The sequence below is a fragment of the Streptomyces litmocidini genome (genome assembly GCF_014649755.1).
Lineage (GTDB): Bacteria > Actinomycetota > Actinomycetes > Streptomycetales > Streptomycetaceae > Streptomyces > Streptomyces litmocidini.
Genome location: NZ_BMTQ01000001.1, coordinates 550,179 through 570,488 on the forward strand (window position 1 = coordinate 550,179; position 20,310 = coordinate 570,488).

At 74.3% G+C, this 20,310-nt stretch carries 21 protein-coding genes; 12 read left to right on the forward strand and 9 right to left on the reverse strand.

Annotated elements, in window-relative coordinates:
• Window positions 1–648, reverse strand: coding sequence for a vitamin K epoxide reductase family protein (locus IE180_RS02450; RefSeq protein WP_190155041.1), 648 nt, complete (start codon window positions 646–648; stop codon window positions 1–3).
• Window positions 649–666: 18 nt separating this feature from the next.
• Window positions 667–1,170 carry a DUF5949 family protein gene (locus tag IE180_RS02455; protein WP_229860249.1) on the reverse strand — a complete coding sequence of 168 codons (504 nt, stop codon included), beginning with the start codon at window positions 1,168–1,170 and terminating at the stop codon, window positions 667–669.
• Window positions 1,171–1,321: 151 nt separating this feature from the next.
• Between IE180_RS02455 and IE180_RS02460 the strand changes: the two genes are divergently transcribed.
• Both IE180_RS02460 and IE180_RS02465 read left to right on the forward strand, forming a co-directional pair.
• Window positions 1,322–1,723, forward strand: coding sequence for a tyrosinase family oxidase copper chaperone (locus IE180_RS02460; protein ID WP_190155042.1), 402 nt, complete (start codon window positions 1,322–1,324; stop codon window positions 1,721–1,723).
• Window positions 1,707–2,573, forward strand: a complete 867-nt coding sequence (locus tag IE180_RS02465; RefSeq protein WP_190155043.1) for a tyrosinase family protein — start codon at window positions 1,707–1,709, stop codon at window positions 2,571–2,573. The genes IE180_RS02460 and IE180_RS02465 overlap by 17 nt, the downstream gene beginning before the upstream one ends.
• Before the next feature lie 63 nt (window positions 2,574–2,636).
• Here IE180_RS02465 and IE180_RS02470 read toward each other — a convergent pair whose 3' ends face one another.
• From IE180_RS02470 to IE180_RS02495, 6 genes are all read right to left on the reverse strand, one after another.
• Window positions 2,637–2,921 (reverse strand): chaplin, encoded by a 285-nt coding sequence (locus IE180_RS02470; protein ID WP_190155044.1) that lies wholly within the window; start codon window positions 2,919–2,921, stop codon window positions 2,637–2,639.
• 297 nt (window positions 2,922–3,218) lie between these two features.
• Window positions 3,219–3,731 carry a hypothetical protein gene (locus tag IE180_RS02475; RefSeq protein ID WP_190155045.1) on the reverse strand — a complete coding sequence of 171 codons (513 nt, stop codon included), beginning with the start codon at window positions 3,729–3,731 and terminating at the stop codon, window positions 3,219–3,221.
• A gap of 117 nt (window positions 3,732–3,848) precedes the next feature.
• A complete protein-coding gene (locus tag IE180_RS02480) occupies window positions 3,849–4,778 on the reverse strand; it encodes a hypothetical protein (RefSeq protein WP_190155046.1) in 930 nt (309 codons plus the stop codon).
• A gap of 234 nt (window positions 4,779–5,012) precedes the next feature.
• On the reverse strand, window positions 5,013–5,276 hold the full coding sequence (locus IE180_RS02485) for a hypothetical protein (RefSeq protein WP_190155047.1): 264 nt from the start codon (window positions 5,274–5,276) through the stop codon (window positions 5,013–5,015).
• Between the two features lie 223 nt (window positions 5,277–5,499).
• Complete coding sequence (locus tag IE180_RS02490) at window positions 5,500–6,132, reverse strand: hypothetical protein (RefSeq protein WP_190155048.1); 633 nt, start codon at window positions 6,130–6,132, stop codon at window positions 5,500–5,502.
• A 273-nt stretch (window positions 6,133–6,405) separates the two neighbouring features.
• On the reverse strand, window positions 6,406–6,645 hold the full coding sequence (locus IE180_RS02495) for a chaplin (protein WP_190155049.1): 240 nt from the start codon (window positions 6,643–6,645) through the stop codon (window positions 6,406–6,408).
• A 550-nt stretch (window positions 6,646–7,195) separates the two neighbouring features.
• Between IE180_RS02495 and IE180_RS02500 the strand changes: the two genes are divergently transcribed.
• The 9 genes from IE180_RS02500 to IE180_RS02540 all read left to right on the forward strand — a co-directional run bounded on the left by IE180_RS02500 (window position 7,196) and on the right by IE180_RS02540 (window position 17,308).
• Complete coding sequence (locus tag IE180_RS02500) at window positions 7,196–7,735, forward strand: hypothetical protein (RefSeq protein WP_229860250.1); 540 nt, start codon at window positions 7,196–7,198, stop codon at window positions 7,733–7,735.
• A 1-nt stretch (window position 7,736) separates the two neighbouring features.
• On the forward strand, window positions 7,737–8,873 hold the full coding sequence (locus IE180_RS02505) for a glycosyltransferase (protein ID WP_190155051.1): 1,137 nt from the start codon (window positions 7,737–7,739) through the stop codon (window positions 8,871–8,873).
• A complete protein-coding gene (locus tag IE180_RS02510; RefSeq protein ID WP_190155052.1) occupies window positions 8,870–10,321 on the forward strand; it encodes a sugar transferase in 1,452 nt (483 codons plus the stop codon). Before IE180_RS02505 ends, IE180_RS02510 begins: the two co-directional genes overlap by 4 nt.
• 2 nt (window positions 10,322–10,323) lie before the next feature.
• Window positions 10,324–11,652 carry an O-antigen ligase family protein gene (locus tag IE180_RS02515; protein WP_190155053.1) on the forward strand — a complete coding sequence of 443 codons (1,329 nt, stop codon included), beginning with the start codon at window positions 10,324–10,326 and terminating at the stop codon, window positions 11,650–11,652.
• Between the two features lie 232 nt (window positions 11,653–11,884).
• Window positions 11,885–13,648 (forward strand): murein biosynthesis integral membrane protein MurJ, encoded by a 1,764-nt coding sequence (murJ, locus tag IE180_RS02520; RefSeq protein ID WP_190155218.1) that lies wholly within the window; start codon window positions 11,885–11,887, stop codon window positions 13,646–13,648.
• A complete protein-coding gene (locus tag IE180_RS02525; protein WP_190155054.1) occupies window positions 13,548–14,348 on the forward strand; it encodes a polysaccharide deacetylase family protein in 801 nt (266 codons plus the stop codon). Before murJ ends, IE180_RS02525 begins: the two co-directional genes overlap by 101 nt.
• Window positions 14,345–15,478 (forward strand): glycosyltransferase, encoded by a 1,134-nt coding sequence (locus IE180_RS02530; protein ID WP_190155055.1) that lies wholly within the window; start codon window positions 14,345–14,347, stop codon window positions 15,476–15,478. The genes IE180_RS02525 and IE180_RS02530 overlap by 4 nt, the downstream gene beginning before the upstream one ends.
• Window positions 15,479–15,491: 13 nt before the next feature.
• Window positions 15,492–16,169 (forward strand): YveK family protein, encoded by a 678-nt coding sequence (locus tag IE180_RS02535; RefSeq protein WP_190155056.1) that lies wholly within the window; start codon window positions 15,492–15,494, stop codon window positions 16,167–16,169.
• A complete protein-coding gene (locus IE180_RS02540) occupies window positions 16,166–17,308 on the forward strand; it encodes a GNAT family N-acetyltransferase (protein ID WP_190155057.1) in 1,143 nt (380 codons plus the stop codon). Before IE180_RS02535 ends, IE180_RS02540 begins: the two co-directional genes overlap by 4 nt.
• Before the next feature lie 27 nt (window positions 17,309–17,335).
• On the opposite strand, the gene IE180_RS02545 is transcribed toward IE180_RS02540, so the two are convergent.
• Window positions 17,336–18,823, reverse strand: coding sequence for a glycoside hydrolase family 26 protein (locus tag IE180_RS02545; RefSeq protein ID WP_190155058.1), 1,488 nt, complete (start codon window positions 18,821–18,823; stop codon window positions 17,336–17,338).
• 156 nt (window positions 18,824–18,979) lie between these two features.
• On the opposite strand from IE180_RS02545, the gene IE180_RS02550 reads away from it, so the two are divergent.
• A complete protein-coding gene (locus IE180_RS02550) occupies window positions 18,980–20,290 on the forward strand; it encodes a carboxylate--amine ligase (protein ID WP_190155059.1) in 1,311 nt (436 codons plus the stop codon).
• The last annotated feature ends 20 nt before the right edge of the window (window positions 20,291–20,310 follow it).

A 20,310-nucleotide genomic window follows, 5' to 3' on the forward strand; every position in this document is an offset into this window, starting at 1 on the left:
TCAGCTCGTCCAGAAGTCCCACCAGCGGGTCAGGATCAGCATCCCGATGATCCCGACGTGCAGGACGGGCAGGGCGAAGGCGAACTCGCCGAGGAAGGTCCGCAGTCCCGCCGGTGCGGGCAGCAGACGCTCCCGGACGTTGTGCGCGGTGACGTACCAGAACATGGTGAGGGTGGCGGTCCAGGCCAGGCAGCACCACAGACAGAGCGAGTTGATCTCGTACAGCGACTGGTACATCAGCCAGGTGCAGAAGCCCACGCCGAAGAGCATCCCGGCGTTGAGGCCGAGCCAGAACCAGCCCCGGTAGCGGGCCCCGGCGAGCAGCCCGGCACCCACGGCGACGACGACGGCGTACGTGACGAGCCCGAGCATCGGGTTCGGGAAGCCGAACACCGCCGCCTGCTCGCTCTTCATGATGTTGCCGCAGGACACGACCGGGTTCAGGCTGCACCCGGGCTGGAAGCCGGGGTCCTCCAGGAGCAGGAACTTGTCGATCGTGATCACCCAGCCGGCGAGCACGCCCGCCGCCCCGGTGACGACCAGCAGCCAGGCCAGGGCCCGGCTCGCGCCGACCGGCCCCGTGGTCTCCGGCGCGGCCCCGTCCCGCCGCTGGCCCGGCACCCCGCCCCGTACGTTCACCGTCGCCATGACGCGGTTCCTTCCCGCTCAGCCCTGGATGCGGCGGACCGGCAACAGGACGTGGGCGCAGTCGGTGAGCATCTCCTCGTCCGAGACGAAGGCCCGCAGCCGCGCCTCGTCGACGGGCTGTCCGGGCACGCCCTCGGACCAGGGGCGCACCGAGCAGAGGAAGTAGACCTTGCCCTCGGCGTGGGCGGCCGCCTCCCACTCCTCCGGCACCGGGCACTGGACCTTCAGGAAGGGCAGGGTGAGCACGGCGGAACCGCCCTCGACGAGCAGCGTGGCGTTGATCCCGGCGTCCTTCTCCAGATCGAAGAGCCGGTCGCCGACCGAGAGGTTCATCGACTCCAGGGCCGCGCGCATCGCCTGCTGACCGGCCTCCGGGCCGTCCCGGCCGTCACCGAGCGAATACGCCATCAGGAACGGCGTGCCCGCCGAATCGGCGGAGGGCTCGCTGGCCCACGGAATCACCGTGAGAGTTCCCAGCGGAGAGGCGCTGCGTGCCGAGGAAACGACGTGGGAAGTGGTCATGCAACCGGATGCTAATGCTCCAACCACCCTTTCTCCGCGCCGCTTTCACCCGAACGGCCGACATTCACACCGCTGGCATTTCCGCCGCAACGAACCCGGGGTTTCATCGTTGTGCCCCTGAGGGCATAAGCCGACCACCAGGAGATCACTGATGATCGTCCCGCGCCGCGTCGCACTGCGGTCCCTGTTCGCCCTTGCCGTCACCGCCTTCACCGGCGGTGCGCTCGGCCGTGTCGCGAGCCGGCCGGAACCGGGGGGAACGCGCGATCCGCACGCCTTCGACGAGGTGTACCGGGGCCGTCGCCTCCTGGGCTTCTCCGGCCCCGGCGGCGAGCCGACGGTCCTCGTCGACGGCTGGCCGCTGCATCTGATGCGCTGCGCCGACGGCGGCTACGTCACCCCGATCGACCACTACGAGTCCTGCCCGACGCCCCTGGCGGCCACCCGCGCGGCCGTGGACGAACTGGGCACCGCCCGGCTCTCCCCCCTCGCGGGCGCCCACGGCGTCCCCACCGACCCGACGGGAGGGAGCCCGCGTGGTGTACACGCGTAAGAACCAGCGCGATCTGACCGGCGCCGAGCGCCGCAAGTTCGTCGCCGCCGTCCTGGAGCTCAAGCGCACCGGTGCGTACGACCGCTTCGTCCGCACCCACATCGACCACTACACGGCCGACGGGGAGGGCCGGCGCCGGATCGCCCACATGACGCCGAGCTTCCTGCCCTGGCACCGGAAGTTCCTGCTGGAGTTCGAGACGGCCCTGCGCCGGATCGACCCGACGGTCTCCGTCCCGTACTGGGACTGGACCCGGGACAACTCCCCGGCCTCCTCGATCTGGCGCGAGGACTTCATGGGCGGCAACGGCCGCCGGGCCGACCTCCAGGTGATGACGGGCCCGTTCGCACACTCCGCCGGGCGGTGGACGATCACCCAGTCGATGACCGACACCCGCTATCTGACCAGGGACTTCGGCCGCCCCCGGGACCCGATCGCGCTCCCCACCGCCGCCCAGCTCGACGAGGTGATGCGCGAACGGGTGTACGACGCCGCGCCCTGGAACTCGACGAGCGCCACCGGCTTCCGCAACGCCCTGGAGGGCTGGGCGTCCGGCCGGGGCAACGACCGGTTCCGGATCCACAACCGGGTGCACCGCTGGGTGGGTGGCCTGATGCTCGGCGGCGGCTCCGTGAACGACCCGGTCTTCTGGCTGCACCACGCCTTCGTCGACCTGGTCTGGTCGCGCTGGCAGCAGCGGAACCCCGGTGCCGCGTACCTGCCGGCGGAGCCGCCGCCCCTGGGTGACGCGCAGTACCGCAAGGTCGTCGCCCGGCACGAACCGATGGCGCCCTGGGGCGTGACCCCGGTGTCGATGTTCGACCACAGCCGGATCTACCGGTACGCGTGAGCCCCGCACACGGATGTCCCCCCGGCCTTCGCGGCCGGGGGGACATCCGTGTGGAGCGGGGGATCAGCCGCCGTAGCCGCCGTCGGCGTTGCCACGGCCGCCGTGGCCGTCGGCGTTGATGCAGGTGTTGCCGAACGCCGGGTTCAGCAGACCGATGACGTTGACCGTGTTGCCGCAGAGGTTGACCGGCACGTGGACCGGGACCTGGACGACGTTGCCGGAGGCGACACCGGGCGAGTGGGCGGCGACGGCCCCGGCGCCGGCGTCGGCGACGGCCAGGCCGGCTCCGCTGAGGGCAACGGCACCCGTGCCGGCGAGGACAGCGGCAGCCTTCGCGATGCGAGACATCAAGAACTCCTTGGGCTGGAAAGCGACCGCAGGAATCACGGCCGTCACTTCCGTTCAACGCCGGTCACCGGAGAGGGTCACGGGCATTGGGCCGAAAGGGAAGCAGGAAAATCGAAAATGGCCCGCGGGCCGAATGCCGTCCGCCGCCGGATACGACGGAACGCCTTCGGTCCGCGGGCCGCGGCCATGCGACAAGCCTTCTCTTGCAACGACCGACGGCCCTTGGGGTGGCGGGGAAGAATCGTGTCTTCACCCGCCCGGTCAACGGTCGTACTGATGAACGGTGACGCGCGCGTGTCAGCCCGCGTCCGGCGCCAGACCCAGCTGCGGGTCGAGGGCTCCGCTGAGCACCGGGGCGAGGAGTCCGACCTGGGGCTTCGTCAGGCCCGGCAGTCCGGCGAGCCCATTGCCGCGCGGGGCCTCCACCGGGTTGCCGACGACGGCGCCCGGGGTGGCCGCCTTCATCTCCGAGTGCGGGCTGCTGAGCAGGGCGCGACCGGGCTCGCTGCCCTTGAGGAGCTCGGGCAGCGGCGCGTCGACGACGGTCTCCGGCAGGGTGCCGGCCAGCGGGACGCTGGGCAGGGCGACGTCCGGAAGCGCGCCGACCCCCTTCTGGAAACCGGTGGGCGCGCCGGGCATCGGGACGGGAACGCCGGTCGCCACGGTCGGCGCGTCCATCGGCAGGACCGGCTCCAGGCCCTGGAGCGGAACGACCACCGGAGCCTCGACGGCGGCGGCGGGAGTGGCCAGGGCGGCGGAGGCGAACGCGGTCATGAGGAGCCCCATGCCGGCGTGAGAACGCAGAGTCATGTGAGGAGAACGAGCCCCTCTGCCGAAACGTCGCGGGACTAACCCGTGTGCAGCAACGCGCGGGGCCCTCACCGGTGAAGGCGAGGGCCCTGGTTGACGCGGTGACGGCGGTCGGGGTCAGTGCCGGCGGGCGAGCCGTCCACCACGGAGGTAGACGACGCCACCGCCGATGACCAGCGCGGCACTGATCGCGGCGGCACCCATGAGCGCGGGGTCCATACCGGTCCCGGGCAGCTCCCCGCAATCGTGATGCGGGCCCTGCTCACAGGTGGGACGGTCGGTCGGGCGGTCGGTGGGGTGACCCGTGGGGTGGTCGGTGGGGTGGTCGGTGGGGTGGCCCGTGGGGCGGTCGGTGGGGTGACCCGTGGGGTGGTCGGTGGGGTGGCCCGTGGGGTGGCCGGTCGGGTGACCCGTCGGGTGGCCGGTGGGGTGGCCGGTGGGGTGACCCGTCGGATGGCCGGTCGGGTGACCCGTCGGATGATCCGTCGGATGGCCGGTGGGGTGATCCGTCGGATGGCCGGTGGGGTAGCCGGTCGGGTGACCGGTCGGATGGCCCGTGGGATGCCCCGTCGGATGACCGGTCGGGTGGCTCGTCGGGTGACCCGTCGGATGATCCGTGGGGTGGCCGGTCGGGTGCCCCGTCGGATGACCGGTCGGGTGGCTCGTCGGCTGACCCGTCGGATGACCCGTGGGGTGGCCGGTCGGGTGACCCGTGGGGTGGCCGGTCGGCTGACCCGTCGGCTGACCCGTCGGCCCCGGTCCCGGTCCCGGCCCCTCGCCGTAGCCGCCCGGCTCCTCGCCGTAGCCGTCGGGGTCCTCCGCGTGGCCGCAGAGGTCTCCGACGGCCGCCCCGGCGATCCCGCCGAGCTGCATGGTGTCGCAGACGTCCGCCGGCAGGGTGGCCCGGACGTGGCCGGACGTGCCGGAGCCGGGCCTGTCGCCGGTATCGGGGTGGGAGTTCGCGGCCAGGGCGAAGCCCCCGCTCAGCGACAGGATGCCGGTCGCTGCCGCCGCGGTGAGTACTTTCCTGCTGATGATGGACCGCATACCGCTCTTCCTCTGGAGAAAGGGAGAGACCGGCGAGGATCCCCCCTCGCTCCGACCGGCCTGATCCGCACCGACGTTCACGTGGGATCGGCCAGAGGGTATGGGTCGGCGCCCGGCGCACAGCCGGGGCCACACGGCAGCTGATCAGAAAATCATTCGATCAGCCGACCGTGGGGAACGGCGGCTCGGAGACGCGCCGTAAATGCCCGTGGGGCAGGTGTCGCTGAGGCGGCGTCAGCCACCCAGGGGGAGGCCGCCGAGCAGCGAGGCGCCCTTGGTGGCGGTGTTCAACTGCTCCGCCGCCTTCGTGACGGTCTGCACCGGGGAACCGTCCGTGGTGCTGCTCAGCATGTCGCTCTTGAGCCCGTTGGCGGCGATCGCTTCGAGGCCACCGTTGAGGCTGGTGGGGGTCAGCGCTTCCGTGGCCATGGCGGGCGCGGCGGCGCCCAGGGCCATCAGCGAACCGGCGACGACGGCGGCGACCTTGGTGGGCTTCATGGGGTGAATCCTTCCTTTGGGCTTTCAAGTCGCTTTCCGTACAGGCCCCTTGACCGGATCCCGTACATCGTTCTGCTTCTGTAACGAGAAGTGGGCGCGCCGGAAACTCCGGGAGGAAGGATTTCTCGGTAGTGCACCCGATCGATGCGGACCGGTGCTATTTGCCGATCGGACACGCCCGTACCGGCCCGACGGGAGCCGGACCGGTACGGGGTGCGGGGCGCTACCCGGCGGGCGGCGGGGGCTGGACCGGCAGCTCGGGCACGGCGGCCGGCGGCTTGGCGGGCAGCTCGGGCGCGGTGACCGGGAGCGCGGGCGCGGTGGAGGCGCCCGGCGCGGGCAGTCCGCCGAGCACGGTGCCGAGGAGCAGGTCGACCACCGAGGACAGCGTGGAGGTGACCTGCGGCACGAGTCCGCCGACACCGGAGGTGACGGTGGCGAGCAGGGCGGCGACCGCCTTTTCGACGCTCCCGAGGGTGTCGGACAGGACGTCCGTCGGGGCGGCCGGGAGGGAGGCGGCGGAGGTGGCCGGGAGGGAGGCGGCGGTCTTCGCCTCGTCGACCGCCGTGGCGATCTCGGCCTTGAAGCCCTCGACCTCGGTCGCGGACAGCCGGCCGGAGTCGGCCTCGAGGGCGGCCGTGACGAGTTCGGACACGGGGGCCGCCACCGAGCCGAGCTCGCCGAGCGCTTCGGCCTGGGCCAGGAGGGCGGCGGGGTCCGGGAGGGGCGCGTGCCCGGCCCGGTCGGCCGCGGAGGACGGGTGGTGTTCGTCGGCGAGGGCGGGGCCCGCCGCGCCGAGGGTGAGGGCGGCGGATATCGCCAGGGCGGTGAGGTGGCGTGTGGCCAGGGGACGCATATGTGTTCCTTTTCCTTATGCGTCGGACAACTGCTCTCTCACGGTGCCTGCGGGTATAGCCCTCCGCAACCGCTGAACTACGGAGCGCTACGCCTCCGTTCGGGTGAATCCGTCCCCGGGCCCTGCCCCCGGAGGGGCGTACGCCGTTGCACCGGACGGCGCACGAGGGTGCGTCCGAACGAGTACCGGACCAGTGGCGGCAAGGAAAAAGCCGGCGCGCCCACCCAGGCGGGGGGCGCACCGGCTCCGGAAGGACCGATCAGGCGTGCCAGATCAGGCGTTGATGCAGGTGTTGCCGAAGGCCGGGTTCAGCGCGCCGATGACGTTGACGGTGTTGCCGCAGAGGTTGACCGGCACGTGGATCGGGGCCTGGACGACGTTGCCGGAGATGACACCGGGGGACTTCACGGCCGCGGCCTCGGCGCCGGAGTCGGCGGCGGCGACACCGGCGGCACCGGCGACGGTGGCGGCGGCGGTGGCGGTCAGGGCAACGGCCTTGGCGATACGGGACATAGGGAGGTGCTCCTCGGTCGATTTCATCCAACTCGGACTGCGCGGACTGTTCGGCCCGGCTCCCTCAACAACGCCCCGGCTTTTCATCGGTTGCTCTCCCGAACGGGTGACGTTCAACCGATCTTTGGGCCATAAGAGGGCCATTGGAGGGACTGGGCGCGGAATGGCACAACACGCTCAACGAGGAAACCGGCACCCGGATACGGGAGTTAGCGTTTCCGGGCATCTAATGCTTACTATCGCCCCGCATCGGGGTTATAACGTTCCCGAACGTTGCTTCCGGGCCCGCCGCGCGTTCACTCATTTCGTGCGGACGACACCTTCCTCTGCCCCGGCCTGCTCGGGTCTTCCCTCCCTTCTCTCATCAAAGCGGAGAACCTGTATGCGGAATTCAGCGGTTCTTGCTGTGCGTCGCAGCGTGTTGTGCGCCTTGTCGTGTGCGGCCCCGACCGCCGCGCTGCCCGGCGCCTCCGCAGCCTCGCCCCGGCCACGGGAGGCGGCCCGCGTTCCGTTCACCGCCCGCCACCGGGCCGTCCAGCACGGTGGAACCGTGCGCGCCGCCACCACGTCGGTGAAGGGCGCGAAGGGCACCGAGTCGGTCGACGACGGCGCCTCGATCAGGTACGTCGACGTGGACGACGACCCCGACACGTACGACTCCGGCCGCGCCGAGCCGGCGGTGCCGGCGGGCGCGCGGGTCACCTGGGCCCGGCTCTATCGGGGCGGGAACCTGCGGATGGGCGAGCAGAAGCCGCCGAAGGACGACGGCCGCGTCCTGATCGCCCATGACGGTGACCGCGGGACTTCCGGGGATTACCTGACGGTGGAGACGAGCCGTTCGAAGAGCACCCGTCTCTCCGATTCCGCCAATTCCGCGGACGACGTGCTGAACTCCACCGTCACCGAATTCGGCGCCGGTCGTACCGTACGCCGACCGGATCGTACGAACACCCTCGGATGCGACTCCGACGTGTTCGACCTGCGGCAGGCGCTGCGTTCCGGGGGCGACCGGGTCCACGTCCGGGTCGGCAGCCGGAAGGACGCCGTCCGGCTCGGCGCGGTCCTCCTCCGGGCGGACGTCCGGCGCTGACGTGCTGTCACCACTCCCCACGGACCTCGGGTCCGTCACCGTCCTGCACGCGGTCCAGCCCGGCGACGGCGGGGTCGCCCGTGTCGTCGTCGACCTGGTCCGCGCCCAGCGCGCCGCCGGCCTGCGGGTCGCCGTCGCCTGCCCGCCCGGCACCGGGCTCTCCGCCGCCGTCCGCGCCGAGGGCGCCGAGACCCACGACTGGCGGGCGGGCCGCGATCCCGGGCCCGCCGTCCTGCGCGAGACGCGGGAGCTGGCCCGGCTGGTCCGTGCGGTCCGGCCCGGGCTCGTCCACGCGCACAGCGCCAAGGCCGGCCTGTGCGCCCGGCTCGCCGTCCGGGGACGGATCCCGACGGTGTACCAGCCTCACGCCTGGTCCTTCGAGGCGGTCGGGGGAAGGACCGCCGCGGTCGCCCGGCGCTGGGAGCGGTTCGGCGCCCGCTGGGCGGACCGGATCCTCTGTGTCAGCGAGGCCGAGCGCCGTACCGGCGAGGCGGCCGGGATCGCGGCGGACTGGTCGGTCGTCCACAACGGCGTGGACACGGCCCGGTTCGCCACCGACGGGCCGCCCCGGGGCGCGGCGCCCACGGTCGTCTGCGTGGGCCGGCTCTGCCGGCAGAAGGGGCAGGACGTCCTGCTCGCCGCCTGGCCCGCCGTCCTCGCGGAGGCGCCCGCGGCCCGCCTCGTCCTGGTCGGCGACGGCCCGGACGCGGAGGCGCTGCGGGCGGCGGCCGGTCCGTCGGTGCGGTTCACGGGGGCCGTCGAGGACCCGGTGCCCTGGTACCGGGCCGCCGACGTGGTCGTCCTGCCGTCCCGCTGGGAGGGCATGGCCCTCGCGCCCCTGGAGGCCATGGCCGCCGGCCGGCCGGTCGTCGTCAGCGACGTGGACGGCGCGCGCGAGAGCCTGCCGCCCGCCCACGAGCCCCACTGCCTGGTCCCGCCCGAGGACCCGGCCGCGCTCGCCGCCGCTCTGGGCCGCCTCCTCGGCCGGCCGGAGCTGCGGCACCGCCTGGGCCGCGAGGCCCACGAGCACGTACTCAGCAGATTCGATGTCCGGCGCACCGGCGCGGCCGTCGCGGACCTCTACCGCGAGCTGGCCGGAGTGCGGGGGGCCGAGCACAGAGAGCCGATTGCGCAGTGACCACGGAAAGTACCAGCGTTCCCTCCTCGCCGGGCCCCTGGCCCACGGCGGGCCAGGCCTTCGGCCTCGTCTCCCTCGCGCCGCGCCGCGGGACGCCCGGCCGGCTCGCGCTGCCGCGCCGCCGGCGCGAACGGCCGCGGTCCGGCGTGGCGGCGCTCGTGGCCGTCGACGCCCTGGCCGTCCTCGCCGCCGCGTCGGTGCTGAGCGCGGCGCACCACCACGTCCGGCTCGTGCTGCCGGTCGTGGCGGTCGTCCTCGTCCTCGACGGACACGCGGGGCTCTACCGGCCGGCCGCGCACGCCCGGGCCCTCGACGAGCTGCCCGCGCTGGGCTCCCGCGCCGGATTCGCCTGGTGCCTGGCGGCGGCCGCGGTCGCCGCGTACTCCCCCGCCCTGGCGATCGGACCGCTGCGGCTCTGCGCCGCCTACGGCACGCACGTCGCCCTGGTGTGCCTGGTCCGCGCCGTGCTGCTCGGGCGGCGGCGCCGGATCGCGCGGGAGCGTCCGCGGTCGGCGCTCGTCATCGGCGGGGCGGTGGCCGCGCGCCGGTTCGCGGCGGCGGCCGTCCAGCACCCCGAATACGGGGTGCGGCCGGTGGGGATCGTGGGCGTGCCGGAGCAGGGCGGCGCTTCCCGGGCGACCGGGGAGGCCGGGCTCCCGGTGCTCACCACGACCGAGGAGATCCACCGGGCGGTCATCCAGAACACCGTGCGCGACGCCGTGTTCCTCGACGACGACCCGGGGCTCGTGTCGCTCTTCCAGCAGTACGGCTGCGCCACCTGGCGGGTCGGCGGCCGGCACCAGGACGGGCCGATGGGCGCGCACATGTGGGGGTACGCCTGGCACCGGATCGTCCCGCTGCGCGAGCGGCGCGGGCGGGTCGCGAAGCGGGTCCTCGACATCGTGCTCGCCGCCCCGGCGCTCGCGCTCGCGCTGCCGGTGCTGCTGCTGTGCGCGCTGGCGGTGCGGCTCTCGGACGGTCCCGGGGTGCTCTTCCGGCAGGAACGGGTGGGCCAGCACGGGCGCCACTTCACGCTGCTCAAGTTCCGTACGCTGCGGCCCTCCGACGACACCGAGTCGGCGACCCGCTGGAACGTGGCGGGCGACCGGCGGATGAGCGCGGCCGGGAGCTTCCTGCGGAAGACCTCCCTGGACGAGCTGCCGCAGCTGTGGAACGTGCTGCGCGGCGACATGAGCCTGGTCGGTCCGCGACCCGAACGCCCTTACTTCGTCGCCCAGTTCAGCAAGATCCACGCGGGGTACGCGGCCCGCCACCGGATGCCCGTGGGGCTCACGGGTCTGGCACAGGTCCACGGGCTGCGCGGCGACACCTCGATCGAGGACCGCTGCCGCTTCGACAACCACTACATCGACCACTGGTCGCTCTGGCAGGACGTCTGCATCCTGCTGCGCACGGCGGCCGGGCTCGTCCGGCCCACGGGGAGCTGAGGATGGCCACGGCCGTGACGACGGCGCCGGCGGTCCCGGCCGCGCCGGAGGCCGCGGGCGTACGGGACGGGTGGCGCCGGATCGGGGCGCTGTCCCCGGTGCTCGCCGTGATCGGACTGCTGCTCGTCCCGGGCGGCGGCGGCGCGCAGGGCGGCACCGGGGGCACGGGTACGGTCGCGGACGCGGCGTCCGGGCTCCTCGTCCTGATCTGTCTGGTGCGGGTGCTGCGCGGCGGGGCACGGCCGCTGACCCGGGCGGCGGCCGTCGTCCTCGGCCTGCCGGTGCTCGGGATCTGCCTGGCCGCGATCACCTCGAACGACCCGGCGGCGAGCCTGCCGGGCGTCGCCCGTTACCTGCAGGTGTTCGTCCTCGTCCCGGCGGCCGTGCTCCTGACGATCCGCGACCGGCGGGACTTCGCCGTGATCGCCTGGGGTCTGGTCGCGTTCGCTCTGCTCCAGGGCGCGGTCGGCGTCGTCCAGTACCTGACGGGCACGGGCGCCTCGTACCAGGGCGAGGACATCCGGGCCGTCGGCACCTTCGGGGCGACCGACGTGATGGGCATGGCGACGGTCGTGGCGTACGGACTCGTCGTCGTCACCGGGATCGCGCTCGGCAGCGGCCCCGGCCGCGTCCGCACGGTCGCGACGGTCTGCGCGTGCCTCCTCCTCGTCCCGCTGGTGCTGTCGTTCAGCCGGGGCGCGTGGATCGCGACCGTGCTCACCTGCGCGGTCCAGCTGCTGCTGGCGGGGGTCCGGCGGGCGGTGCGGGTGGCGCTCGCGGCGGCCGCGCTCGGGGTGGTCCTGGTCGGCGGCCTCGGGATCGGTTCGGAGATGGTGGAGGAGCGGGTCGCCAGCATCACGCAGGTGACGGCCGCGCCGGACCAGTCGGTGACGGACCGGTACACGATGTGGGCGGCGGCCGGGCGGATGTGGCGCGCGGAGCCGGTCACGGGCGTCGGCCTCAAGGGCTTCCCCCGGTACCGCGACTCGAACGCCTCCCTGGCGCTCTCCTCCGGCAGCGACACGGCCGGCGCGGGCGCCGCCTTCGCGCGCCAGCCGCTGCTGTCCCCGCACAACATGTACCTCCTGGTGCTGAGCGAGCAGGGCCTGGTGGGCCTCCTCGCCCTGGCCGGGAGCTGGGTGGCGCTGCTCGTCGGCGCGCTGCGGCGGCAGCGGCTCGGCGCGGACTGCGCGCTGGTCGCGACGGGCCTGCTCGCCTGGCAGCTCGTCGACTTCTTCTACGCGGACATCGGCGGCCCCTCGACGGTCCTGATGTCGGTCGTGTTCGGCCTGGCGGCCTGGTGGTCGCTGGCGGAGGTGAGGCGTGCGTGACCCGTGGGCCGGGGAACCGGAGCCCACGGACGCGCCGTGGGCCGACGGGCCGCGCCCCGCGCCCCGGCCCCCCTGCGGCACCCCGCTGACCGACCCCTGGCAGGCCTCGCCTCCGGGGCCCACGGACTCCCCGTGGGCCCCGGAGGCCGTCCTGCTGCCGGGGACGAGCGCCGCGACCGCCCCGGTCGCGGGCGCGGCCGGCTCCACCGGGCTGCCCGCCGGGGCCCGGCGCGTGGCGCGCCGTCCCCGGGCCGCTCCGCCTCCGACGGCCCCGCGGACCGCCGCACCCACCGGACGCCGGGCGCACGCCCGGGCGCGGGGGCCTCGCGCCGGCGCGTCCGGGGGAGGCGGGTTCCTGGCGAAGGCGGCGGCCGTGACGGCGGGGCTGACCGCGGCGGGGGCGGTCCTCGGGCTCGTGCGGGACCAGATCATGGCCGGCTACTTCGGGGCCGGGGCCGGGACCGACGCGTTCCTGGTGGCGTGGACGGTGCCCGAGTTCGCCTCGACGCTGCTCATCGAGGACGCGATGGCGCTGATCCTGGTGCCCGCCTTCTCCCGCGCCCTGGCCCGCCGTTCGGCCGGCCTGCCCGGTGACCCGGTGCGCGAGCTGGTGCGCGGGACGGTCCCCCGGATCGTCCTCGCCCTCGGGCTCGCCGCCCTCGTCCTGATCGTCGCGGCCCCGCTGCTCGTGGCCGCGCTGGCGCCGGGACTGCCCGACCCTGGGCTCGCCGTCGACTGCACGCGGCTCACCGGGACCTGCGTGCTGTCCTTCGCCCTGGTGGGGTACTGCTCGGCGGCGCTGCGGGCGCACGGCCGGTTCCTGCCGCCGGCGGCGATCTACGTGGCGTACAACACGGGGATCATCGGCACGATCCTGGTGCTGCGCGAGCCGTGGGGGGTGCGGTCCGCCGCCGCGGGGGTCGCCGTCGGCGGGGTCCTCATGGTCCTCGTGCAGACCCCCTCGCTGCTGCGCGCGCTGCGGGCGCCCGGGCCGCCTCCCCGGCCCCGGCCGAAGGGGCCGGCCGCCCCCGCCGGGGAGGGGCGCGTCCTGGTCCTCGGTCTGATCGCGCCCGTCGTCGCGTTCTCGCTGTGCCGCCAGTCCCAGACCCTGATCGAGCGGTTCCTCGCCTCGCCGCTGCCCGCCGGCGCCATCTCGCACCTGAACTACGCGCAGAAGGTCGCGCAGATGCCGATGATCCTCTCCCTGATGCTGTGCACGGTCAGCTTCCCGGTGGTCGCCCGCGCGCTCGCCGCCGGCGACCCGGAAGCGGCCCGCCGCCGGGTCGAGCGGGATCTGCTGCTCGCCGCGGTCGTCGTGCTCGTCGGCTCCTCGACGGTCATCGCCGCCGCCCCCCGGATCGTGGAACTGCTCTTCGAGCGGGGCGAGTTCACCGCCTCCGACACCACCGCGACCGCCGCCGTCATGCGGGTGTACGCGCTCGGCCTGCTGGGCCAGACCATGGTCGGCGCCCTCGTCCGCTGCTACTTCTCCGCCGCCCGCCCGCTCTGGTACCCGGCCGCCGCCATGGCCGCCGGGCTCGCCACGACCGCCGCCGCCGGCGTCCCGGGCGCCCACCACTGGGGCGCGGTCGGCATCGCCGCCGCCAACGCCCTCGGCATCACCCTCAGCGCCGTCCTGCTGCTGCGGGGCGCGCGCCGCCAGGCCGTCCCGATCCACGTCGACCGGCTCGGCGAGGGGCTGCTCCGGCTCGCCACCGCCGGCGCGTGGGCCACCGGCGCCGGCTGGCTCTGCCAGCTGGCGATCGGCTCCGCCGTCCTCGCGGTCGCCGTCGCCGGCCTGGTCGTCGCCGGCATCTTCCTGCTGTTCGTCGCCTGCGCCGCCAAGGCGCCCGAGATCCCGCCCCTGCCCCGCTCCGCCTTCCGGAGGACCCCCCATGCCCGCCGCCACCGCGCTGCGCCGTCCGCTGCCGAAGCCGCCCCTGTGGAAACCGCCCCTGTGGGTGGCGATGTACCACTCGATCACGGACACCGCTGACGATCCGTACCGGGTGACCGTCTCCCCCGTGCGCTTCGCCCGGCAGCTGCGCTGGCTCTGCGACCGGGGGCTGCGCGGGGTCTCGGTGCGGGAGCTGCTCGCCGCCACCGCCGAGGGGCGCGCCAAGGGGCTCGTGGGCCTGACCTTCGACGACGGGTACGCGGACTTCCTCGACTCGGCGCTGCCGCTGCTGCTGCGGCACGGGTTCACGGCGACGGTGTACGTCCTGCCGGGCCGCCTCGGCGGCGAGAACGGCTGGGACGCGGACGGTCCGCGCAAACCGCTGCTCGACGAGGACGGGATCCGGCGGATCACCGGCGCCGGCATGGAGATCGGCTCGCACGGTCTGCGGCACGTCCCGCTGACCGAGGCCGACGACACGACGCTCGCGGCCGAGACCCGGCACAGCCGTGCGCTCCTGGAGGAGATGACCGGCCGGCCGGTGGACGGCTTCTGCTATCCGTACGGGCAGGTCGACCCGCGCGCGATCCGCGCCGTGCGCGAGGCCGGCTACCGCTACGGCTGCGCGATCGACCCGGGCCCGCACACCGGCGCGTACGCCCTGCCCCGCGTCCACATCGGCGAGAACGACACCTCCTGGCGGCTCGCCGCCAAGCGCGTCCTGCACCCGCTGCGCCGTCGCCGGCCCGTCGGCCCGCTCCCCGTCCCGTGCGCCCCAGCCCCGGTCGGTGCGCCGTGAGGGTCCTGCACGTCATCACCGGGCTCGGCATCGGCGGCGCCGAGCAGCAGCTCCGGCTGCTGCTGCGGCACCTCCCGGTGGGCGGCGGGGTGGTCACGCTCACCAACCCGGGCGCGGTCGCCGCGGGCATCGAGGCCGACGGCACGCCCGTCACCCACCTCGGCATGGCCGGGAACCGGGACCTCGGGGCGCTGCCCCGGCTCGCCCGGATCGTCCGGCAGGGCCGCTACGACCTCGTCCACACACACCTCTACCGGGCGTGCGTGTACGGCAGGGCGGCGGCCCGGCTCGCCGGGGTGCGCCGGGTCATCGCCACCGAGCACTCGCTCGGCGAGACCCAGATCGAGGGCCGGCCGCTCTCCGCGGGCACCCGCGCGCTGTATCTGGCGTCCGAGCGGCTCGGCACCTCCACGGTGGCCGTCTCGCCCAGCGTCGCCCGCCGACTCGCGGACTGGGGCGTGGCGCCGGACCGCATCCGGGTGGTGCCGAACGGCATCGAGACCGCCCGGTTCGCCTTCGACGCGCGCGCCCGGCGCCTCGCCCGGGGCGTGCTCGGCATCCCCGAGGACGCGTACGTCGTCGGCGGCGTCGGGCGGCTCACGCCCGGCAAGCGGTTCGACCGGCTGGTCCGGGCGGTGGCCTCGGTGCCGGAGGCCCGGCTGCTCCTCGTCGGCGAGGGCGAGCACCGCGAGGAGCTGCTGCGGATCGCCCGCGGGTGCGGGGCCGCCGACCGGATCCTCCTCCTCGGGGCCTGCGAGGACCCGCCGGGCCCCGGCGCGCTCGGCCCCTCGCTGCCCGAACTCCTCTCCGCCATGGACGTCTTCGTGTCCGCCTCCCCCGACGAGGCCTTCGGGCTCGCGATCGTCGAGGCGCTCGCCGCGGGCCTTCCCGTGCTGTACGCGGCCTGTCCCGCGATCGACGACCTGCCCCCGGACGCGGCACCGGGCGCGCGCCGGATCGACGGGTCCGTGCCCGGGCTGATCTCCGCGCTGCGCGGCGTCGGAGGCGCCCGGCCCACCCGGTACCCGCTGCCGGAGGCCGCCCGCCGCTACGACATCGCGCACAGCGCACGGCAGTTGATGTCCCTCTATGACCAGGCCGTCCACGGCATCCCCTCCCCCGCGAAGTGAGAGAACCCGTCCGATGAACACCACCCCACCCCGCGCCCTCCTCCCCGCCGGCCTGCGGTCCCCCGGCCGCTGGGCGGTGCTGCCCGCCGCCGTCCTCGCCGGGGCGGCCCTCGGCGGCGGCTACGGAGCCGTGAAGGCGCCGGAGTACGCGGCGACCAGCTACGTCATCGTCGTACCGGCCGAGAAGGCCGACCCGGGGGCGGCGGTCGGCTTCGCCCAGGCGTACGGGCGGGTCGCCACCGACATCGCGGTGACCGGCGACGCCCAGGTGTGGGCGGGGGTCACCGCCGACACCCTGCGGAAGAACGTGCAGGCCGAGACCTCCCCGGACGCGCCGATGATCTCGATCACCGCGCGGTCGGCGAAGCCCGCCCAGGCCGTCTCGATGGCCGACGGGGTGGCCCGCGCGCTCGTCCTCGACAGCTCGCACGTGGCGGGCAGCACGGGCGTGAAGGTCGTCCAGTTCTCCCGCGCGACCGAGCCGGTCTCGCCCGTGTCGCCCTCCGCGCCGCTCTCCGCGCTCGTCGGCGGCTGCGCGGGCGGTCTCCTCGGCGGCCTGGTCCTCCTGGTCCGCCCGAGGCGTCCCGCCGCGCGCGGCGAGGGCCGGCACTCCCGGCAGACGACCGCCCCGGCCGCGTCCGCCGCGGTGCCCGCCCCGGCGGTCGCCCCGCACCAGCCGGAGGCGGTGTGAGCGCGAGGACCACGAGTGACCGGCGAGCCCTGCGGAGCGAGATCTGCCGTGACGAGGAGGAGTTCGGGCGGCTTTCGGCCGAGTGGACGGCGCTGTACGGGCGCTGCTCCTCCGCCACCCCCTTCCAGTCCCACTCCTGGCTGCACTCCTGGTGGCTCTCGTACGGCCGGCCCGGTGCGCTGCGGGTGGTGCTCGTACGACGGGAGGACGGCGGACTCGTCGCCGCCGCGCCCCTGATGCGGGCCCGGGGGCCGCTGCCCGTCCTCACCCCGCTCGGCGGCAGCATCACCGACTTCACGGACGTCCTCGTCGACGACGCCTGCCCGGAGGCGGCGCCCGCTCTCGCCGGGGCCGTCGCGCGGGCCGCCCGGGGCGCGGTCGTCGACCTGCGGGAGGTCCGGCCCGGGTCGGCCAGCGAACGCGTCTTCGCCCACTGGCGCGGCCCGCGCCGCCGGCTGCCCGACTCGCTCTGCCTGGAGCTGCCCGCCGTCCCCATGGAGGGGCTCCTCGAACGGATCCCGTCCGGGAAGGCCCAGCGGGTCCGCGCCAAGCTGCGGAAGCTGGACGCGCTCGGCATCGACGCGCGCGTGGTGACCGGCGAGGAGGTCCCCGCCGCCCTCGACCGCCTCCTGAGGCTCCACCAGCTCCAGTGGCGGGACCGGGGCGTGACCGCCGAGCACACCAGCGAGCGGTTCGCCCAGCACCTCACCCGTGCCGTGCGGCCCATGGTCGAGCGCGGTGACGCGATGGTCACCGAGTTCCGGCTCGCCGGGGACGTGGTCGCCGCCGACCTGACCCTGATGTCCCCGCGGCTCGCGGGCGGCTACCTGTACGGCGCCGACCCGGCGCTGCGCGCCCGCAAGGTCGACGTGGCGACGATGCTGCTCCGGCACGGGGCGCGCGAGACCAGCGCGGGCGGGCGGGCCACGCTCAGCATGCTGCGGGGCAGCGAGTCGTACAAGCAGCACTGGCGGCCCGAGCCGGTGCGCAACCGCCGTCTGCTCCTCGCCGGGCGCGGTACGGCTCCGCTCCTGTGGCTGCGCGCGGGCGCGGCCGACGCCCGCCGCTGGGCGGCCCGGCAGGCGCGGGAACGGGCCTGGGTGGGGCGGGTGCTCGGCCGCGGCGGCGGTGGCGGATGAGCTCCGCCACCGCCGGCGTGAGGGGCGTCAGAAGGGCCAGGCCTCCTTCAGGGTGTCCTTCCAGCCGAGGTCGACCTCGTCCTTCCAGTCGCCCTTCGGGACGCAGACGGCCCCACCGATCCAGCTCTCCACCCACGAACCGAGGTCCAGGGTCCAGCAGTCGGGCTTGGGTTCCGGCTTCGGCTCGGGCTTGGGTTCCGGCTTCGGCTCCGGCTTCGGCTCGGGCTTCGGCTCGGGCTTCGGCTCGGGCTTGGGTTCCGGCTTCGGCTCGGGCTTCGGCTCGGGCTTCGGCTCGGGCTTGGGTTCCGGCTTCGGCTCCGGCTTCGGCTCGGGCTTGGGTTCCGGCTTCGGCTCCGGCTTCGGCTCGGGCTTGGGTTCCGGCTTCGGCTCCGGCTTCGGCTCCGGCTTCGGCTCGGGCTTCGGCTCGGGCTTCGGCTCCGGCTTCGGCTCGGGGATCGTCGGGTCCGTCGGGTCCGTCGGGTCCGTCGGGAGTTGCGGTTCCGTGCCGTACAGCATCTGGCGGAACACCAGCGACGACCGCGGGTTGTCGTCGCACTGCCAGACGCCGTGCGGGCAGTAGTCGGTGATCGTGTGGTACAGCGGCTTGTGCTGCCTCATCCATTCCAGCATGCGCCGCATGTATTCCGGGTTGTCGCCGTTCCGGAAGAGCCCCCATTCGGGATAGGAGATCTGCTTCCCGTGCTCGGCGGCGAAATCGACCTGCTTCTGGAGTCCGTACGGCTCGCTGACGTGCCGGTCGAAACTGCTTCCGGACGGCTGGTCGTACGAATCCATGCCGATGATGTCGACGACGTCGTCGCCCGGGTAGCACTCGGTCCACGGAATCGCGTCGAGACCGCGGCTCGGATTGAAGTCGAAACGGAACTTCTGGCCCGGTACGGAACGCATCGCGGTGACGATCCGGTTCCAGTACTTCTTCCACGCCGTGGGGTCGGGGGCGCACCGGTGGCTGTAGGTGGTGCCGTTCATCTCCCAGCCGAGGACGACGACGGTGTCCCTGGCGCCCTGTTCGACGAGGCGTTCGGCGAGGGTCGTGAAGTGGTGGTCGTAGTACCCGGCGGCGCCGAGCTGGAGCTGGCGGCGGACCTCGCGGTCGGAGAGGTGGGCCTCGTTGCGCTCCAGCATGGGCACGTTGAGGACGAGCATGCGGTTGACGCGCTCGTTGCGCCAGTCGGCCCAGGCCTCCAGGAAGCCGGGGGTCCCCTCGATGTTCGACCAGAGGTCGCCCGGGAGGTAGGTGTGGGCGACGCGGAGCTCGTGGCCGCCGAGCCACCGTTCGAGCTGCCTGATGCGGGTGACTCCGAGCCTGCCCGAGTCGAGGAAGGCGCCCATGGCGCCGGTGGCGGCCGGTCCGGGATTCGCCGTCACGGGGTCCGCCGTCACGGATTCGGTGGCGTGGGCGGGGGCGGAGAGCGTGATCGGGCCCGAAGCGAGGAGGCCGGCGGTGAACACCCCCAGCCACTTCCTCGATCTTCTCCGGTATGCAGATGCCATGGCCACTCCTTCACGTCGCATGCCATTTGATGATCCGTCAATCCGATCTTCCGAAAGTATTCCTAATGGGCCGACCGTGAGCGCGGCTTCCCTCGCTCAGTGGTCCATTAGAGGATTTCATCGCCCAGTTGGGGCACCGGAGACGAAGGGCATGCCGTGCCGCACCCCCAGCATTTCGACACCAGCGTCCCCGCCGTCCTCGTACGGCTCGACCGGAATCCCTTCCACCACGGGACCCTCGGCGCCGCGCGGTCGCTGGGACGGGCGGGAATTCCGGTCCACGCCGTCATCGAATCGAGCACCGGTCCGGTCGCCCGCTCCCGCCACCTCCGCTCGGTCCGCGTCCGTCCCGGGACCGACTCCGCCGCAGGGCTCGCCGACCTCCTGACCCGCGTCGCGGACGAGATCACCGACGGCCCGTCACATCCCGTCCTCGTCGTGCCGCTGGACGACGTCAGCGCCCTCGCCCTGGCCCGCCGCCGCTCCGCGCTCGTCCCGCGCCTCCTGCTGCCCGAGCAGACCGAGGAGCAGCTGCTGAAGGTCGCGGACAAGGCGGAGCTCGCCGAGACCTGCGCGGGCCTGGGCCTGCCCCACCCCCGTACCGAACTCCCCGACGACGCCGACGAGGCCGCCGCCATGGCGTGGTCGCTCGGCCTTCCGGTCGTCGCCAAGTGGAGCCGTCCGTGGCTGCTCCCGGCCGGCGGCGGGCTGCGGAGCACCTCCATCGTGCGCTCCCCGGCCGAGGTGCGGGAGCTGTACGCCCGCACCCCGGAGGCCGGCAGCCGGCTGCTGCTCCAGGAGCTGCTGCCGGCGGGCCGGGACCTCGACTGGTTCTTCCACGGGTACGTGGACTGCGCGGGCCGCTGCTCGCCGGGGGCCACCGGGCGCAAGGAGCGCTCCTGGCCGGACGGGGCCGGGCTCACGGCCTCCGGCCGCTGGACGGTGAACCCCACCGTCGAACGGACGGCCCGCGACCTCCTCGACGCGCTGGGCTACCGGGGCGTGTGCGACCTGGACTTCCGGCTGAACAGGGCGACCGGCGCGTACCACCTGCTCGACTTCAACCCCCGGCCCGGCGCCCAGTTCCGGCTCTTCACCGACCCGGACGGCCTGGACGTGGTCCGGGCGCTGCACCTGGACCTCACCGGCCGCCCCGTGCCGCCGCACTCCCCCGTGTACGGCCGCCGGTTCCTGGTCGAGAACTACGCGGCGCTCTCGCTGCTCGCCTCCCCGAGGCGCCGGTACGCCCCCGAGCCCGGCGCGGCCCGCCGCCGGACCGAGTGCGCCTGGTTCGCGGCCGACGATCCGGCGCCCGCCCTCGCGATGGGCGGCGCCTGGCCGGCGCACCTGCTGCGCAAGGCCCTCGCCGCGCTCCGCCGGGCGCTCGCGCCCCGTCGTGCGGCCCCGGCCGTCACCGCCGCGGCGCCCCCGGCCCGCACCTCCGTCGACCAGCTCACCCCCCGATGAACGCGGAAGGCACGGGGGCG

What these genes read in the sequence shown, in the direction of transcription:
- IE180_RS02450 (WP_190155041.1), bottom strand. Translation starts at nt 648, where the DNA reads ATGGCGACGGTGAACGTACGGGGCGGGGTGCCGGGCCAGCGGCGGGAC.
- IE180_RS02455 (WP_229860249.1), bottom strand. Translation starts at nt 1,170, where the DNA reads ATGACCACTTCCCACGTCGTTTCCTCGGCACGCAGCGCCTCTCCGCTG.
- IE180_RS02460 (WP_190155042.1), top strand. Translation starts at nt 1,322, where the DNA reads ATGATCGTCCCGCGCCGCGTCGCACTGCGGTCCCTGTTCGCCCTTGCC.
- IE180_RS02470 (WP_190155044.1), bottom strand. Translation starts at nt 2,921, where the DNA reads ATGTCTCGCATCGCGAAGGCTGCCGCTGTCCTCGCCGGCACGGGTGCC.
- IE180_RS02475 (WP_190155045.1), bottom strand. Translation starts at nt 3,731, where the DNA reads ATGACTCTGCGTTCTCACGCCGGCATGGGGCTCCTCATGACCGCGTTC.
- IE180_RS02480 (WP_190155046.1), bottom strand. Translation starts at nt 4,778, where the DNA reads ATGCGGTCCATCATCAGCAGGAAAGTACTCACCGCGGCGGCAGCGACC.
- IE180_RS02485 (WP_190155047.1), bottom strand. Translation starts at nt 5,276, where the DNA reads ATGAAGCCCACCAAGGTCGCCGCCGTCGTCGCCGGTTCGCTGATGGCC.
- IE180_RS02490 (WP_190155048.1), bottom strand. Translation starts at nt 6,132, where the DNA reads ATGCGTCCCCTGGCCACACGCCACCTCACCGCCCTGGCGATATCCGCC.
- IE180_RS02495 (WP_190155049.1), bottom strand. Translation starts at nt 6,645, where the DNA reads ATGTCCCGTATCGCCAAGGCCGTTGCCCTGACCGCCACCGCCGCCGCC.
- IE180_RS02515 (WP_190155053.1), top strand. Translation starts at nt 10,324, where the DNA reads ATGGCCACGGCCGTGACGACGGCGCCGGCGGTCCCGGCCGCGCCGGAG.
- IE180_RS02525 (WP_190155054.1), top strand. Translation starts at nt 13,548, where the DNA reads ATGCCCGCCGCCACCGCGCTGCGCCGTCCGCTGCCGAAGCCGCCCCTG.
- IE180_RS02535 (WP_190155056.1), top strand. Translation starts at nt 15,492, where the DNA reads ATGAACACCACCCCACCCCGCGCCCTCCTCCCCGCCGGCCTGCGGTCC.
- IE180_RS02545 (WP_190155058.1), bottom strand. Translation starts at nt 18,823, where the DNA reads ATGGCATCTGCATACCGGAGAAGATCGAGGAAGTGGCTGGGGGTGTTC.